At 39.5% G+C, this 15,593-nt stretch carries 15 protein-coding genes; 2 read left to right on the plus strand and 13 right to left on the minus strand.

The annotated features are described in order from the left end of the window. The 3 genes from hflX to HUJ22_RS14880 are packed head-to-tail and all read right to left on the minus strand — an operon-like array spanning position 1 to position 4,001. The gene (gene hflX, locus HUJ22_RS14870) at positions 1-1,290 is read right to left on the minus strand and encodes a GTPase HflX (RefSeq protein WP_290878483.1); all 1,290 of its coding nucleotides are present in this window, start codon (positions 1,288-1,290) and stop codon (positions 1-3) included. Between the two features lie 24 nt (positions 1,291-1,314). Continuing rightward, positions 1,315-1,899, minus strand: coding sequence for a hypothetical protein (locus HUJ22_RS14875; protein ID WP_290878484.1), 585 nt, complete (start codon positions 1,897-1,899; stop codon positions 1,315-1,317). Beyond that, positions 1,899-4,001 (minus strand): BatA domain-containing protein, encoded by a 2,103-nt coding sequence (locus HUJ22_RS14880; protein ID WP_290878485.1) that lies wholly within the window; start codon positions 3,999-4,001, stop codon positions 1,899-1,901. The genes HUJ22_RS14875 and HUJ22_RS14880 overlap by 1 nt, the downstream gene beginning before the upstream one ends. Before the next feature lie 220 nt (positions 4,002-4,221). On the opposite strand from HUJ22_RS14880, the gene HUJ22_RS14885 reads away from it, so the two are divergent. Then, complete coding sequence (locus HUJ22_RS14885; protein ID WP_290878486.1) at positions 4,222-6,741, plus strand: hypothetical protein; 2,520 nt, start codon at positions 4,222-4,224, stop codon at positions 6,739-6,741. Between the two features lie 62 nt (positions 6,742-6,803). On the opposite strand, the gene HUJ22_RS14890 is transcribed toward HUJ22_RS14885, so the two are convergent. The 10 genes from HUJ22_RS14890 to HUJ22_RS14935 form a co-directional block, all read right to left on the minus strand. Next, on the minus strand, positions 6,804-7,700 hold the full coding sequence (locus tag HUJ22_RS14890; protein ID WP_290878487.1) for a TIGR01777 family oxidoreductase: 897 nt from the start codon (positions 7,698-7,700) through the stop codon (positions 6,804-6,806). A 57-nt stretch (positions 7,701-7,757) separates the two neighbouring features. After that, on the minus strand, positions 7,758-8,783 hold the full coding sequence (locus HUJ22_RS14895) for a dipeptide epimerase (protein WP_290878488.1): 1,026 nt from the start codon (positions 8,781-8,783) through the stop codon (positions 7,758-7,760). Then, positions 8,770-9,591, minus strand: coding sequence for a phosphatidate cytidylyltransferase (locus HUJ22_RS14900; protein WP_290878489.1), 822 nt, complete (start codon positions 9,589-9,591; stop codon positions 8,770-8,772). The genes HUJ22_RS14895 and HUJ22_RS14900 overlap by 14 nt, the downstream gene beginning before the upstream one ends. 11 nt (positions 9,592-9,602) lie before the next feature. Then, the gene (locus tag HUJ22_RS14905; RefSeq protein ID WP_290878490.1) at positions 9,603-9,884 is read right to left on the minus strand and encodes a hypothetical protein; all 282 of its coding nucleotides are present in this window, start codon (positions 9,882-9,884) and stop codon (positions 9,603-9,605) included. Continuing rightward, on the minus strand, positions 9,881-10,840 hold the full coding sequence (locus HUJ22_RS14910) for a type II CAAX endopeptidase family protein (protein WP_290878491.1): 960 nt from the start codon (positions 10,838-10,840) through the stop codon (positions 9,881-9,883). The genes HUJ22_RS14905 and HUJ22_RS14910 overlap by 4 nt, the downstream gene beginning before the upstream one ends. 9 nt (positions 10,841-10,849) lie before the next feature. Next, positions 10,850-11,395, minus strand: coding sequence for a DUF4199 family protein (locus HUJ22_RS14915; RefSeq protein WP_290878492.1), 546 nt, complete (start codon positions 11,393-11,395; stop codon positions 10,850-10,852). Between the two features lies 1 nt (position 11,396). Next, positions 11,397-11,867 carry a DUF2085 domain-containing protein gene (locus HUJ22_RS14920; RefSeq protein WP_290878493.1) on the minus strand — a complete coding sequence of 157 codons (471 nt, stop codon included), beginning with the start codon at positions 11,865-11,867 and terminating at the stop codon, positions 11,397-11,399. Between the two features lie 3 nt (positions 11,868-11,870). Further along, on the minus strand, positions 11,871-12,308 hold the full coding sequence (locus HUJ22_RS14925) for a thioesterase family protein (RefSeq protein WP_290878494.1): 438 nt from the start codon (positions 12,306-12,308) through the stop codon (positions 11,871-11,873). A 6-nt stretch (positions 12,309-12,314) separates the two neighbouring features. Further along, complete coding sequence (locus HUJ22_RS14930; protein WP_290878495.1) at positions 12,315-13,271, minus strand: acetyl-CoA carboxylase carboxyltransferase subunit alpha; 957 nt, start codon at positions 13,269-13,271, stop codon at positions 12,315-12,317. A gap of 68 nt (positions 13,272-13,339) precedes the next feature. After that, complete coding sequence (locus HUJ22_RS14935; protein WP_290878496.1) at positions 13,340-14,068, minus strand: polyprenol monophosphomannose synthase; 729 nt, start codon at positions 14,066-14,068, stop codon at positions 13,340-13,342. A 279-nt stretch (positions 14,069-14,347) separates the two neighbouring features. Here HUJ22_RS14935 and tgt point away from each other — a divergent pair, with 279 nt between their 5' ends. Next, positions 14,348-15,475 (plus strand): tRNA guanosine(34) transglycosylase Tgt, encoded by a 1,128-nt coding sequence (gene tgt, locus HUJ22_RS14940; RefSeq protein ID WP_290878497.1) that lies wholly within the window; start codon positions 14,348-14,350, stop codon positions 15,473-15,475. Positions 15,476-15,593: the final 118 nt, after the last annotated feature.

A 15,593-nucleotide genomic window follows, 5' to 3' on the forward strand; every position in this document is an offset into this window, starting at 1 on the left:
TTATACAACTTTGCCATTAGTACCAATAGTATCCAACAAATGGGATAATTGCTTAAAATCTTTTTTAGCTATGTGAAATGTAAGTTCCACATCTGTTCCTTCATAGGTTTCTTCTTCCACTGTTGCATTTTCATGAATAAAAGCAACTGCTTTGTATTTTGAAACCGGAATTTGCATTGTATGCCGGCTATATTCAAGCTCAATCATGTTTTCAATGCTTTTTTCAAGCTCTTTAAGCCCTATTCGTTGTTCTGCAGAAACAAATACAGCATTTGAAAACGAACGCCTCATCTCAGAAATCTGATCCGCATTCATTTGATCAACTTTATTAAATACTAAGATGGTTTTTTTATTGGTAGCCTTTATCTCTTTTAAAGTATCTTCTACTACTTCAATGTACTCATGGGCCATTTTTGAAGAAGCATCTACCACATGCAGTAAAATATCGGCTTCTCTTACCTCATCCAAGGTAGATTTAAAACTTTCCACAAGATTATGGGGCAGTTTTCTAATAAATCCTACCGTATCAGAGAGCAATACAGAATGGTTTTCTAGTTCGTGACGGCGAACAGTGGAATCCAGTGTTGCAAAAAGCCTGTCTTCGGCAAAAACTCCGGTTTCCGTAAGTGCATTCATTAAGGTTGATTTTCCGGCGTTGGTGTAGCCAACCAGGGAAATACGCGTCATGCTTTCTCTTCCTTTTCGCTGAGTGGTACGCTGCTTGCTTAGCTTTTCAAGCTTATCTTTCAGAACAGAAATACGCCGTCCAATTAACCTTCTATCCGTTTCAATCTGGGTTTCACCGGGACCTTTAGTGCCAATCCCCCCTTTTTGTCGGGAAAGGTGAGTCCAGTAACGGGTTAATCTTGGTAATAGGTACTGAAGTTGTGCTAACTCAACCTGTGTTTTTGCAGCGGCGGTTTTAGCTCTGGAAGCAAAAATATCTAGAATTAATGAACTGCGATCCAGTACTTTGGCATCCGTGCCTTTTTCAATATTTCGTAATTGTGTTGGGGAGAGGTCGTCATCAAAAATAACGGTATCAATATGCTTCTCCCCCATAATACGCTTCAATTCAGCTAATTTACCTTTACCTATATAGGTGGAAGGGTCCGGATGTGTTTTGTTTTGAAGTATTTTTTCAACAGTGATTCCTCCGGCAGTATCCGCCAGCAAAGAAAGTTCCTCTAAATATTCTTCAGCTTGAAAACGGGTTGTTTCCGGTCCATATAAACCTACCAGTACAACTCGCTCTCGTTCTATGTCGGAATTTTTAACGTCGTCTAACAAATGGGTATTTACTTAATTAATCTATTAATCTTCTTGAATTCTCTTGAGGTCGATATCCGGGATGGATTGTCCTGCAACCTTATTTTCTAATTTTAAAGATACAATTTTTTTTACTGCATTATATCGTCTCTCGGGCACAAACAGTTTCAGTTGCTTATAACCTTCAGTTAAGGATTTATCCATTTCTGAGTAGTTAAAGAGGTATTCTACCCCATCTTTTTGAGGATGCTCCACATAATCCAAAATCTGAAACCAGGGAATGGTTTGCGAGGGTTCGTTGATATTTTTTACTATGCCGTAATCAGTAATATAATATTTAGATGCCAGATAACTGGAAATAAACCACATGCTTCCAATCCATATATAAGCCAAAAAAACTGGATAACGCCCTACATCTTCCACGAAGAAAACAATTGCCGAAAGAGTAAAAATCAGTCCGATAAAAACCGTGGAAAAAAGAGGATACCCCCGCAGTTTCCCTGCCCTCCAGCTTAGGCGAATTTTCCTCAATCGCAGCTTATTTTGCAAAGAATAGCCCGCAAGTAAAGTAGATGCAATGGTAAACATCACAATAACACTTCGAAAAAAAATGCTTAGTATCTCGTCCATTAGCTCACTGTTTCTGCTTTATACCACATGGAAACAAAGGTTTCAGCTATCAAAAATAACAAACCTGCTAACATAAACCAGTTCCATATTTCTTTCCCAAAACCAGAAGACATAATTTCATCCTGAAGTTCTTCCTCTTCCATTTCACCGGCTTCAAGCCATGTAAAGTCTGTATTTCCCATTAAATCTTGCAGCTGTTCTTCAGTTATTTCCCTAAAATCCGATTCTGTGGAATTCAAATTTGCTGAAAGCACATATTCTTTAGTTTCATCGGTAACGGTGACCCACCCCGGAGTCCATTCTTCAGCGGGGTAACGAAGACGAATTCCAGAGGGTACTACATCCACAGTCGGTTTAATCTCATCTTCACCCACGTTTATAACGGCTTTTTCTCCGTCAATATTTCCCTGCCAACTAAAGGGATCACCTAATCGATAATTGGCGAACCCTCCTTGGTCAGAAGATGCCGAGTATAGCAACAGCCGGTAATAAAATGGAGCAAAAAGTGGTTTAACGGGGAAGTTAGACCATCCGGGGTCATTTCCAATAGAGGCAATCATTAACGATCCTTCTCCAAATCGTTTTTCATACATCAATACATCGCCATTATTCATAGTCATTAGATCAAAGCCTGTTCCTGAGGGAGATTTTGAGAGTTTTAAATAATAATAGATGTCAGGGTTGGTGAACCGAAGCTGTTCATTTTGTTCCCGTTCAAATAAACCGTTAAAGGCCGGATGATCTTCAAGCAATTCATCGGCTTTAGCTACAGAATTAAATGAAGCATATTCTCCCTGAAGCCCTTCAAATCGACCGGCATTAAATTTAGAAAAAAAACTGTTATAATTACTTAAAGTCCCGTTTTCCGATGGAAAGAACATCAATCCACCGCCATTTTGTACATAGTCCTGCAATAGCTGGAAACTATACTCGGGTACAGTTTTCAAAGCATCCAGAATAATTGCATCAAATTTACTGAGGTCGGTTGTTTCAAATGCATTTGGGCTCACTTCCTGATACGCAAGTTGTGCATCATTTTCTCCTGCTACCCGAAGCATGGCACCGGTATAAGAAACATAATCTGATAACCGACTCTGTTCATGTACCCAAAGTATATTTCGTGTTTCAGGCACCTGTACCGTAAAATAATATTCATTATCGGGCTGAAATTCATCTCCTTCGATTTCTAGTTTACCTTTTGCAGAACCGGTTTGAGAAGGCGTTATTTCAAAAGTAAATGTTTTACGTTCATTGGGTTCAAGAGCAATAGAATACTGCCCAGCATTTTGTCCTTCAAAATCTAAAGTCACAAATTGATTAACTGCATTTACACTGCTTCGGTTTGCTAATTCTACATTTAGTATGAAAGGAATATTGGCTCCAATCATGTTGGTAGAAGTACTGATATCTGAGACAATTGTATTTTGAACATCCACATCTCCCACATCAATAAAGGTTAAAGTGATGTCGTTCAAGTCCATTTCCTGCAAATCATTTAATTGGCTAAGCTGTCCATCAGTGATGATAAATATATTCTTGTTCTGATAGGGAGCTTCCCGGACCGACTCTATTAAACCAGTCAAACGATTCTTTATGAAATTCCCGGCCGGCATAATTTCAGCCCCTTCCAGTGTTTTTTGAAGATTGGCCCGGCTCAAAATATTACTGTACTCTCCTTCTCCGTTAGTCAACTGAAGCATAAAACGATCATCATCTTTAGCAGATTCTTCAATCTTACCAACAATTTCACGGGCATAGTCAAATAAAGGCCCCTGCTTTCCAATACGAAACATACTTATACTATTATCTAATAAAACAGCGTTAAGGGCAGGTGCTTGTGCGGTACCACCTCCGGATAACCCCGGCGGTAAAAATGGACGAGCCAATACCAAGGCAAGACATCCAATAGCCGCAACACGCAACAATAAAAGCAAATACTTTTTAATGCGAATACGCCTGATGGTTGTATTTTTCAACTCCCGGAAAAAAGCAAGTGTAGAAAATGCTACCTTCCGCGGACGTTTAAGGTTTAACAAATGGATTAGCAGGGGTAAACCCACTGCAATCAAGGCAAATAAAAAAATTGGATTCAGAAAACTCATTTAACGCTCAAAAAATGTTACCTTTATTTTTTTATGGCGGAACTTTTTAACATCCCGGAAATTAGCCCATATCAAACAATATCCTAAAACAGCTTATTTTTTCTTATTGATGCAACGTTTCATACAGATCTTAATTACTTTTTTCATTGTTAGCCAGTTTACCAATTGTTCTACAAATCCTAATAAAGATTGGGTTGCATTAATTCCTGAAAACTCAACTTTGGCAGTTGTCCCAGGGGAAGGAGTAAATGTACAAGATATAGTAACCAAAGAATACGCTTCTTATTTGGATGATTTAACTCCTTCGGCCATTCAGCAAGTTGCCGGGTTGGATGTGGAAGTCAGCAATCGCTTGCAGGTTAAAGCATTGGCTTTAAACCCAACCACCTCAACATCCTCCAATCTTCTATGGATTGCCGAATCTCCTGTTGAAAAGCTTGAAAAATGGGCCTCAAGGTTTTATCAGCCGTTTACTCAAAATAATTATGATTTTAATGGATTTATCATTCATAAACTCTTTTTTAACAAAGGTGAAGTTTTTGCTGCACAGGTTAAGGATTTTCTCATTCTTTCTGAATCCAGTTTATTAATAGAGAATTCGATAAGAAGCTATCTCGGCCAGGCCCCTTCAATACAACTGGAAGAAAACCCTGAGTTTTCAACACTGATTCTCAATACTCCGGAATTAGATAACTGGATAGAGCAGTTTTCCCTGGTAAGTAATCGACCCGCAATCATCGATAAATTCTCAGGTACTAAACCGGTTTCACTTAAATTAAATGCTGCAACTGATACCTCAGACAATATTCAATTATCCGGACAAGTTCAGCTTTTGGATGAGCGTTCTGTATTGGTAGATGCCTTTTCTTTCGAAAATAAGCCCATAACTCTTGACCGGCATATAGCCGAAAATTCAGCTTCATTTGCCATTTTAAGATTGCCCCCGGTTTCTATCCCTGTCGAACCATCCGACGGAATTGTAACGCCGCTTGATTCTTTTTTACTAGAGGGAATAGAAAACTATCAGAATATAGCCAATACCCTGAGTTCTGAGTTCGCTTTTGTCGCATTTCCAGAATCTGGTTTGATGGAAACCGGTGAGTTCTTATTTATGCGAAAATTAGAGGACATAAATGCCTTTCGTCAACGATTAAATGAATTGGTAAGAGATGATTTGGCAGAAAGGGTAGGTAATACTTATCAAATCAGCAGCCGTGTGATGGGTAAGTTAATAGGGTCTGAGCTAAGTACATTGCGTGATTTCTACCTGGCTTTCTCCAACGATGTAGTTGTTATTGCCAAAAGAAAAGGGCTTGCAGAAAGTGTAAATGCAGACCGCATTCGCCGGCGGGTTATTTATTATGACGATACATACTCAGCTATCAGAGATGAATTGCCTGATGGAGTTAGCGGTTTTGTTTGGACGGATACCAATGAGTTTCTAAGATTTATTAATCCAAATTTAAAGCCTGAGAATATAGCGAGAGGAATATTGAGCCGATTTGATATTACCTCCATGACCATGACCACTCAGGATAATGTCATTGATTTCAGTCTCAATACCTACTCCAAAGAAGGCTCGAGTTTGCCTTATGAAGAATTATGGGTTATGCCCCTCTCTAATTTTGAGCTCAGCGGTGAACCGGTTTTAGGTGATATTGTAGGAAGCAGTACTGAAGAAATTATTTTTTCTACTCAAGACGGTAGAGTCTATGGGCTTGCTATCGATGGTACTATAGTGATGCAAACTTCCACAGATGGATTGGCTCCTGTAGGTAGCCCTCAGCTATATGACTGGTATGGCAACAACCAACAAATCGTATTTCTTGCTGCCGGATCTAAAATTTTTGCATGGAATGAAGGCGGCGACCCGATTCCCCGATTCCCAATTGACATTGGTGAACAAATAAGTGCACCTATATTAGTTCAGGATGTACTCAGAAATGGTGTTCCTGAAATTATCGTAGCCACCGAAGATCGCAAGGTTCACATACTTGACGGACGGGGAGAAAATGTGCGAGGCTGGCCTCAAAACACAAATACTGTAGTAAAAACAAAGCCGGTATTTGAACTCCTAAACGGAACCTGGTCTATTTGGACCTTTTCGGAAAATACCTTGCACAGCTGGCTTCGCAATGGGAATGCCCGTCCGGGTTATCCGCAGTTTGTAAATGCTCGTTTTAACGGTTCTCCCGTTATATACGATAATCAGATAATTGCCGGAGCTGCTGACGGATACCTTTATTCTATCGGGACGACCCCAATTTTTGAAGATTCAATAGCAACAAGTATTTCAGAAGATTCTGTTTCTATCCATTCGCTGTATGTTGCCAATAGTGAACTTACCTCGGTCAGGATAGAAGAAAATGTATTATTGAAAGACTCCACAGATTTTTACCGTGAAGATATACTTGTGACTCAAAGTTCAAATGGTTCTGTATTTTTATATAACAAAAAAGGTGATTTGCGCTTCACAAAAAGTCTCGGACAACCTTCTTCCACAACTTTTATACCGCAACTGGCTGATATAAATTCTGATCAGAATATGGAGTTGTTAGCTTTGGCTGAGTTTGGCCGCTTATTTGGCTGGGAAGTTCTAACCGATAAACGTTTGTTTGGAATCCCTACTTCCGGGATGAAATACCCAATCATTACCGATTTGAATGGAGATGGCAAAAAAGAACTTATTGCCCAAACCAGGGAAGGTCTTCGATGCTGGACAATCAATAAAGATAATTAGGTGTTAGTCATGAGGTTTTAGGTGTTAGACTTTGAATAGAACTAACACCCAAAACCCTGCTTCTATAAAATATCCGCCAAAGCTTCTTCGAGTTCTTCAAATAGAAAATGAAACCCGGCCTCTTGTAATTTTTTGGGCTGCATGCGAATACTGTCGGTTACTGTTTTTGCCACTTCCCCCATTACCATATTAATGGCAAACTCCGGAACCTTAAAAATAGCCGGGCGATTCATCACCGCTCCAAGTGTTTTTGAAAATTCATTCATCGTTACGGGATTAGGAGAACAGGCATTATAAGCCCCTTCCACTTGCTCATTTTCCAAAGCAAAAATAAATGACCGACAAAGATCTGTCCGGTGGATCCAGCTCATATATTGATTCCCAGTGCCAATCGGGCCGCCCACAAAAAACTTAAAAGGAGGAATCATTTTTTCTAATGCTCCCCCACCTTCTTCCAAAACCACACCGATTCTTGGATTCACTACCCGTATTCCAAGTTCTGATACCTTTTGGGATGCTGATTCCCACTTAACACAGACATTTGCCAAGAAATCATCAGAAGAAGCTTCTGACTCATTCAACATTTCATCTCCCCGATCCCCATAAATACTTGCTCCTGATGCAGAAATAAAAATATCTGGTTTATTTTCTGATTCAGCCATCGCTTCTGTCAACCGGGTTGTCACACGTATGCGGCTATTCAAGATCCTCTCCTTCTTTTCGGGAGTCCAACGCCAGGCAAAAATATTTTCTCCGGCCAAATTGATTACCGCATCTACGTTATTTACAGCAGCAACTAAATCATCATTCCAAGCTATAAAACGCTGATTTTTAGCGTTTTCATCTTCATACTCTTTAGGGCTGCGAGTAACAATTACTAAATCATGTCCCTTCTTGAGCAACAAAGACCTAAGCTCATCTCCAATAAATCCTGTTCCGCCTGTAATAAGAATATTCATGGTCTCAAGTTTGTTCGTTAGGTTTTAAACTTAAACCATTTATCAGTAGAAAAGAATTCATTTATGAACTCCAAGCCCGCTCCTATCAGATAAAATAACATGCCCGGAAGCATCTAAATGCAAACCATGAAATGGGTCATTGCCTATTAATAAATGCCCGTCTAGGTCAACATAGTCTGCCTTAAGTGCAAGCAGGACACCCGCAGAATTGGCCAGAGAACTTTCAATCATACAGCCAATCATTACCTTCAAGCCAAGGTCATGAGCCGATTCAATCACATTCCTGGCTTTTACCAGGCTTCCTATTTTCATGAGCTTGACATTTATAACATGAAAACCTTCAGATATTTCACGGAGGTCCTCCTCTCCTAAAAAACTCTCATCAGCGGCAAGGGGTAAAGGAGACCATTTTTTAAGTTTTGTCATTGTATAAAACTCAGAAGATGGCATTGGTTGCTCTATCAGCTCTATATTTTGAGTTGATAAAAATTCAATTTCCCTTTTTGCTTGATCCAGTGTTGTCCATCCTTCATTGGCATCTATACGAAGCGGTTTGTCGGTAACCTCCCGAATGGCCTCAATAATTTCACGGTCACGGTCTGTTCCCAATTTAATTTTATATACAGGATATTGTTCTGCATTTCTGATTTTCTCCTGCATCTTCTCCGGAGTATCCAGCCCAATAGTATATGAAGTCACAGGGCCGGCCGGTGATTTTGCATCCCATAATTTCCAAAGCGGTTGGTTATGAGATTTACCCCACCAATCTAACCAAGCCATTTCAATAGCTGTTTTAGCAGATTGAACCGATTTTGAATTAATTTGGTCAAGCTTATTTTGAATTTCATCGGCTCCTTCAATCAAATCAAAGAAATTATCCGGCAGTGATTCAAAATACTCCACAACTTTTTCAGCAGTTTCATCATAACGTGTATTTGGCCCTGCTTCACCAAATCCGGTAATTCCGTTTTTTGTGATTGACAAAAATACGTTTCGCACTTCCGATTTTGAACCACGAGAGATAGTAAATACTTCTTTTAATTTCAGAGGGATAATCTCCCAGTAAACTTCAAAACGTGACATAATCCAACTCTTGAATAAGCCTTATGTATATATATGCGGCAGGTGCAGCCAATAGCAAAGCATCAAAACGATCAAAGAACCCACCGTGGCCCGGTAATAAATCAGAAGAGTCTTTAGCACCAGCCTTTCTCTTAATTTTACTTTCAATCAGATCCCCAATTGGCCCAAAAGTCCCAACAAAGATTATAAGCGGCAATGCCAAAGCCAACGTTAAACCTGTTTCGAAAGGAACAGCAAAAAACGCGATCCACAAACCTGCAAAACATCCCACATATCCTGAGAAAAAACCTTCCCAGGTTTTGTTAGGGCTTATAGCCGGAGCCAGCTTATGCTTTCCAAAGTTTTTACCTCCGAAATAAGCGAATACATCATTTCCCCATACCATAAGCACCGTAGCTATAGTAAGTAAGAATCCGGCTTCATTAGTGCCCATATCACGAATTAACATGAGGCTTAAGAGTCCAACAGGGGCATATATTCCGGCAAAAAAAGTACTTGTTAATCTTGTAATACCATCGTCAGTTGTACTGAATGTTTGAATTGCTACAAATAGTAACAGTATCATTACGCCGATCTCAAAAGCATATGGAATCACGGGAAAGAGCATGATCCATAATCCTATGGTATAGGGAAAGTATTGATCGGTGGGGTTACCGGATCCGGCTAATAGCCGCATCATTTCTTGCTGAATAAAAAACCCAATGAGGATAATAAATCCTTTGAAGTACCATCCACCTAACCAAGTTAAATATATAAATAATATGGCAGCGGGAACGGCAAATAGAATGCGTTTTAGAAGTTCACTCAAATCAGGCTCCTTTATTCTAAATCAGAATTAAAATCAGAATTTTCTTCTTCAAGTTTAGCCAAGGCTTTGCGGGCTTGTTTTTCAAAATCCACCGGCACATAAAGATATACCATTGCCATTTCCCCGACATTTAAACTATAGGCAGAATCTCGCTTGGATAAGATATTTGACGGAATTTTGAGATTGGACAGGTAATTTTTAACCATTTCAACTTCCAGGTTGGTATTGCCCTCCAGCACACATACCCAATTATCAATTTCGCTAGGTTTTGGGGAATCTGAAAAAAAACTCATCTGCTTGTGGACTTATTGTTAAGTTTCAGAGAATATAGGTAGTAAAGCAATGCCGCCGTCAAAGCAATGCTAATCAAAACCAGCAAAATGGGAATGTCCATTTCCGGTGATATCTTCTCGTCCAGCATTTCCGGATAAAAATTACTCGCAATTACCTGTCCTCCATTATTCACAAAATGTGCGACCATCGCAGGAATCAAGCTGTCGGAAATATAGGTTACATAGGCCAGGAAAATACCTAATGTAGCCAAGGGTAAAAAGTTAGAAATTTGCAGATGATAAGCACCAAAAATGGCTCCGGAAATAAGTATAGCTGCTACTACGCCCCAACTTTTTTCAAAAGCACGTTGTACATATCCGCGGTACATGATCTCTTCACAAATAGCCGGAACTAGTCCAATATGGAATATTCCTAACAAGAGAACATTATCCGATTTAAGAAAGTCTGAAATCATTTCAGCCATGGTTTCCTGCATTTCGGCCATAGCTTGTGGTACAGGTACAAAAGAGTTCAGCCAGCCCAGAAACAAGATGGTAGGCTGTGCTACAATAAAAAGTATAGCGGCTATTAAAGTTACTTGCCAAACATTTTCAGAAAGCTTAAGCCTCATGAAATTTTTGCGGTCACCTTTAACAGCATGTAGTTTTACAACCAACAAAGTAGCCAATGCCATCACTAGAATTTGTCCGGATGAGTTTGCAAGAAACAGAATATCAAAATTGCTTGACAGCTGTTCCAGCATCACTTCCATGTCAAGGCTTTCTGCAGTGGCAAAAACACCAATCACCCCCACAACAGCTCCAACAATATTAAATGTAATGAGTGCTATAAGCACCCATCCTACAGCCATCGCCCAATGGGCAAAACCGTTCCGCTCTACCCATGGCAGGGGCTTATTTTCTTGATATATCTGGTTGTATTCATCCTGTACTGAGGTACTTTCCTGCTGATTCATTAATTCCTTTTATTCTTCTGAAGCAAATACTTTTGCGCCAATTAACCCGGAAATAACATTTACTATGCCCAATCCGATAAATATAAATAATGCTTGAAGCCCGATATTTTTAAGAGAGTTGGGGTTTTCCATTCCCGCAATAGCCTGTTCCTTTGCTTCCGCAGGCATTTGCATGGCTTCAAAATTTTGGATATTCCAGTCAACCAAAGCTTTTTGATAACTTGGGTCTATTAAATTCCAAATTTGACCGATAATCACTGTAAATATAGTAGCGATTAGTCCAACAAAAAGACCTATTAAAGCCCCCTGTCCAATTTTATAAGTTACATCATTTTCTTTCACATAATGCCAGTTAGCAAATAAACCACCCAGAGCTCCTATGAGACATCCTATCGTTCCAAACAATTGAGCAGAACTGAAAAAAGAACCTGAAGGTTCAGACCCTAAAGTTATATACCCGCCAATAAGTGAAAATGCAGTTACAACTATAGCTGTAACTAATGAAGCTATGATTACTGAATTCCAATAGCTTGGTTGTACCTGTTCGTTTTCCATTTTATTCCGATTTATTAAGCGTGAAAAATTCGTTGGTTAAGATCAATACCATAGAGATCCCAAATAAACTTCCCAACAAAAACCTTGTCATCATGGTATTCGACCATATCCCAAAATAGTTACTTAAAACATCAGCCAAATTTAAAATAATCGCCGCAATTAACCAGTTCTTTTCCTGTTTTAAAGACGAATTGTAGAACCGGGCATATAATGGCATGCCAAGCATTCCTATAAAGAATAATCCATAAATGCTGATACATCGCGAGCAAACTGCCATATGTATGCCGGAAACAGTAAATGACCGAGCCGGATCCTGGTGGCAAAGAACTTCAAACACCTCATAGTGCCAGCTCCCAAAAACCGATTCAGTATTGAACCCAAATCCGGGACCTAAAGCCGTAAAAAACAAGAATCCGCTTCCGGCCAACACACTAAAATATAATCGCTTGTTATGTGCTTGCAAGCTAGCCACACTTTATGCCTTTTGTATATTTTGCAAGCCATTAATAAATGACTTTGGAGCTCGACATGGTCTGCGTGTTTCAGCATCCATAAAGCAAAGACTGACCTCCCCATAAACATGTACCTTATCACTTTGTGGGGTTGTTACTTCATAAAAGGTTTGCAATCGTACAGTGGGCACTTCAAATACCTTAACCGTCACAAACATCTTTTCATCATATAAAATAGGCGCTTTGTATTCCAACTCAGAGTGTATAACAGGAAGCATCACCCCTGATTCTTCCAATTCTCTGTAAGAAAGCCCATATGAGCGAATCATCTCGGTTCGAGCTACCTCAAAGTATTCCAGGTATCTGCCATAATAGACATAACCCATTCGGTCAGTTTCACCATATCGGCTGCGAAGAGTGTGAGTATATTTTATGACAGGAGTTTTGTCCGGAACTTTCACAATAGGCTATTTAACCGTTTTCCAGTCACCCATAGAAGCATACTTATCTATACGCTGTTCTATAAGTTTTTCAGGTTTCAGCTTTTTGAGCTTTTTCAAACTTTTCAAGATTTGCTTTTTGACCGCTGCGGCTGATTCTTCATGATCTCGATGAGCTCCACCCAATGGTTCCGGGATAACACCATCTATTACTTTAAGCTCCTTAAGATCAGGCGCCGTTAATTTCAATACCGCTGCGGCTTGCTCTTTATAGTCCCAGGTTTTCCAAAGTATTGATGAGCATGACTCAGGTGAAATTACAGAATACCATGTATTTTCCATCATGTAAACCTCATTTCCCATTCCAATCCCGATGGCTCCTCCACTGGCACCTTCGCCAATAACGATCGTAATGAAAGGAACTTTCAGCATAGCCATCATCTTCAAATTTTTGGCAATAGCTTCGGCCTGTCCCCGCTCTTCTGCTTCGAGACCGGGGAATGCACCAGGGGTATCCAAAAGCGTAATAATAGGAATTTCAAACTTTTCAGCCAGCTTCATCAGTCGATAAGCCTTTCGGTATCCTTCAGGATTTGCCATTCCGAAATTTCGATATTTTCTACTATTCGTATCCCGTCCTTTTTGGTGTCCAATAATCATTACGGATTCACCGTCTATGGTAGCCAATCCGCCCACAATGGCTTTATCATCTGCATGATAACGATCGCCATGTAATTCTACAAAGTTCTCTGTCATTTTATAGATATAATCCAATGTATAAGGGCGATCCGGATGACGGGCAAGTTGTACTCGCTGCCATCTGGTTAAATTTGTGAAAATTGATTTTCTGAGCTTATCTACTCTCTTTTTAAGGCTCTCAATTTCCTTGTCCAGAACACCATCACTTACATTAGAAAGGCTTTTCAGCTCTTCAATTTTACTTTCCAATTCTGCGATGGGTTGTTCAAAATCTAAATACTGCATATCTGCTTTTAAGTTTAAATCTGAATGAATATAAGCAATCTTGTACAGAGGTGAGAGCTTTTCGGCAACTAAAGAGTTCCAAAAATACTCCTGAATTTAAGTGCCCAAACACGCCAAATAGCTTCACGCACTATAGCTTTTGACATCTTGGAAACACCTTCTTCCCGTTCCCGGAAAACAATAGAAACCTCTTTTAATTTGAATCCGGCTTTCCATGCTCTGAAATGCAGTTCAATTTGAAATGCATATCCATTCGATTTTATACGATCAATAGAAATGTTTTCAAGCACTTCTCGCCGAATACATTTAAACCCTGCTGTAGTGTCAAAAATTGGCAATCCGGTTATAGTACGGGCATAAATATTTGCACAATAGGAAAGAATCAAACGGCTCAACGGCCAGTTTATAATACTGATCCCATTCTTATACCTTGAACCCACTGCTACATCAGCAGCTCCTGATTTCACTTCGTTGATTAGCCTGTCAGCATCTTCGGGGTCATGAGAAAAATCAGCATCCATTTCACAAACATATTCATAATCTTTGTTCAGGGCATATTCAAAACCTTTTACATAAGCAGTACCTAACCCCATTTTTCCCGGCCGTTCAATTAAAGCGACCCTTTCCTGAAATTTGTTCTGTGCTTTTTTCACAAATACAGCAGTTTCATCAGGAGAACCATCGTCTATCACTAAAACGTCCACTTTATTTTCGAGTTCCATCAATTTTTCAATTAGCCGAAAAATATTGTGTGCCTCGTTAAAAGTGGGAACAATAATTAATGTATCTGGAGACATTGTTCCAACCCCTTCCTTTTTAGATTTGTAATTAAGGTATTAATCAAAATTTTAGCATCTATTTTAACGAAGCATTTCAACTTAAAAAACCATTTTTTCATTTGGCTTCACATTATTAGCCTAATCAATCATAAGATTGAGTATACGGATCAAAATAACTTTCCTATATCTTTTTAACTTAACGCCTTTAGTTTATAACTCAGCTTCTTAATTTAAGATTGTCAAAATAAGGATTTTTAGATAGGCTGCATAACATCATCAACTTTAAATTTATTAAGATTGTACTCACTTAAACACACTGCTTCCACTACAAAGGCTCGACTTGGAGAACTAAAAACAGATCATGGTGTTATTCAAACTCCTATTTTTATGCCCGTTGGCACTTTAGGAACCGTAAAAGGAGTTTCACAAGATACTTTAGTTGAACAAATTAAGGCTCAGATTATTCTTGGGAATACTTACCATTTATATTTACGCCCCGGATGTGATATCATTAAGGAAGCTGGAGGGCTTCATTCTTTTATGAATTGGGACCTACCTATTTTAACTGACTCGGGTGGATATCAAATTTTTTCCCTTTCGGAAATCAGAGATTTAGATGAAGAGGGGGCGCACTTCCAAAGTCATATCGACGGTTCCAGTCATTCTTTTACCCCCGAAAATGTTGTCGATATACAGCGTATTTTGGGATCTGATATTATGATGCTTTTGGATGAATGCCCACCCTACCCAAGTTCTTATGAGTATGCCAAAAACTCCATGGAACTAACCCATCGCTGGGCAAAAAGGGGGAGAAAAGCCTTTTTGAAAACCGAACCACTTTACGGACACCAACAAGCACAGTTTGGGATTGTACAAGGAGGAACGTATAAAGATCTTCGCATTGACTCTTCAAAATTTATGGCCGACCAAGATTTTGAAGGCATTGCTATTGGTGGACTCAGTGTCGGTGAACCTATTGAGATGATGTATGAATTCACTGACCTGAATACCGACTACCTTCCTGAAAATAAGGCAAGGTATTTAATGGGAGTAGGAACCCCTGCTAACTTATTAGAAGGAGTAGCCCGCGGAGTGGATATGTTTGATTGTGTAATGCCAACCCGAAATGCCCGTAACGGGACCATATTCACTCGCCAGGGAAGAGTTAACATTCGTAATGCACAATGGAAAAATCATCATGATTATTTAGATGCAGATTTTCCCAGCGATCTCTGCAGTAAATATACGATGGCTTATATTCATCACTTAATACGGAACAACGAGATTTTTGGCTTAGTATTAGCTTCCGTTCATAATCTCACTTTTTACCTGTGGCTCATGGAAGAAGTCAGAAACCGAATTGCTGACGATAGTTTTGGTGATTGGTATCCGGGAATGGTTAAGCAGCTTGAACAGCGAATTTAAAATGAAAAATTCGTTTAAATAAAAAAAGCCTCCGCAGTCGTGGGACCGTGGAGGCTTGGGGTAAAAAAGGAAGAAGGCGACGACCTACTCTACCGCTTGTGGCAGTACCATCGGCGCT

It is taken from the genome of Gracilimonas sp. (genome assembly GCF_014762685.1).
Classification (GTDB): domain Bacteria; phylum Bacteroidota; class Rhodothermia; order Balneolales; family Balneolaceae; genus Gracilimonas.

Coding starts and splice junctions, on each gene's coding strand:
- HUJ22_RS14875 (WP_290878484.1), bottom strand. CDS start 1,899: ATGGACGAGATACTAAGCATTTTTTTTCGAAGTGTTATTGTGATGTTT.
- HUJ22_RS14880 (WP_290878485.1), bottom strand. CDS start 4,001: ATGAGTTTTCTGAATCCAATTTTTTTATTTGCCTTGATTGCAGTGGGT.
- HUJ22_RS14890 (WP_290878487.1), bottom strand. CDS start 7,700: ATGAATATTCTTATTACAGGCGGAACAGGATTTATTGGAGATGAGCTT.
- HUJ22_RS14895 (WP_290878488.1), bottom strand. CDS start 8,783: ATGTCACGTTTTGAAGTTTACTGGGAGATTATCCCTCTGAAATTAAAA.
- HUJ22_RS14905 (WP_290878490.1), bottom strand. CDS start 9,884: ATGAGTTTTTTTTCAGATTCCCCAAAACCTAGCGAAATTGATAATTGG.
- HUJ22_RS14910 (WP_290878491.1), bottom strand. CDS start 10,840: ATGAATCAGCAGGAAAGTACCTCAGTACAGGATGAATACAACCAGATA.
- HUJ22_RS14915 (WP_290878492.1), bottom strand. CDS start 11,395: ATGGAAAACGAACAGGTACAACCAAGCTATTGGAATTCAGTAATCATA.
- HUJ22_RS14930 (WP_290878495.1), bottom strand. CDS start 13,271: ATGCAGTATTTAGATTTTGAACAACCCATCGCAGAATTGGAAAGTAAA.
- HUJ22_RS14935 (WP_290878496.1), bottom strand. CDS start 14,068: ATGTCTCCAGATACATTAATTATTGTTCCCACTTTTAACGAGGCACAC.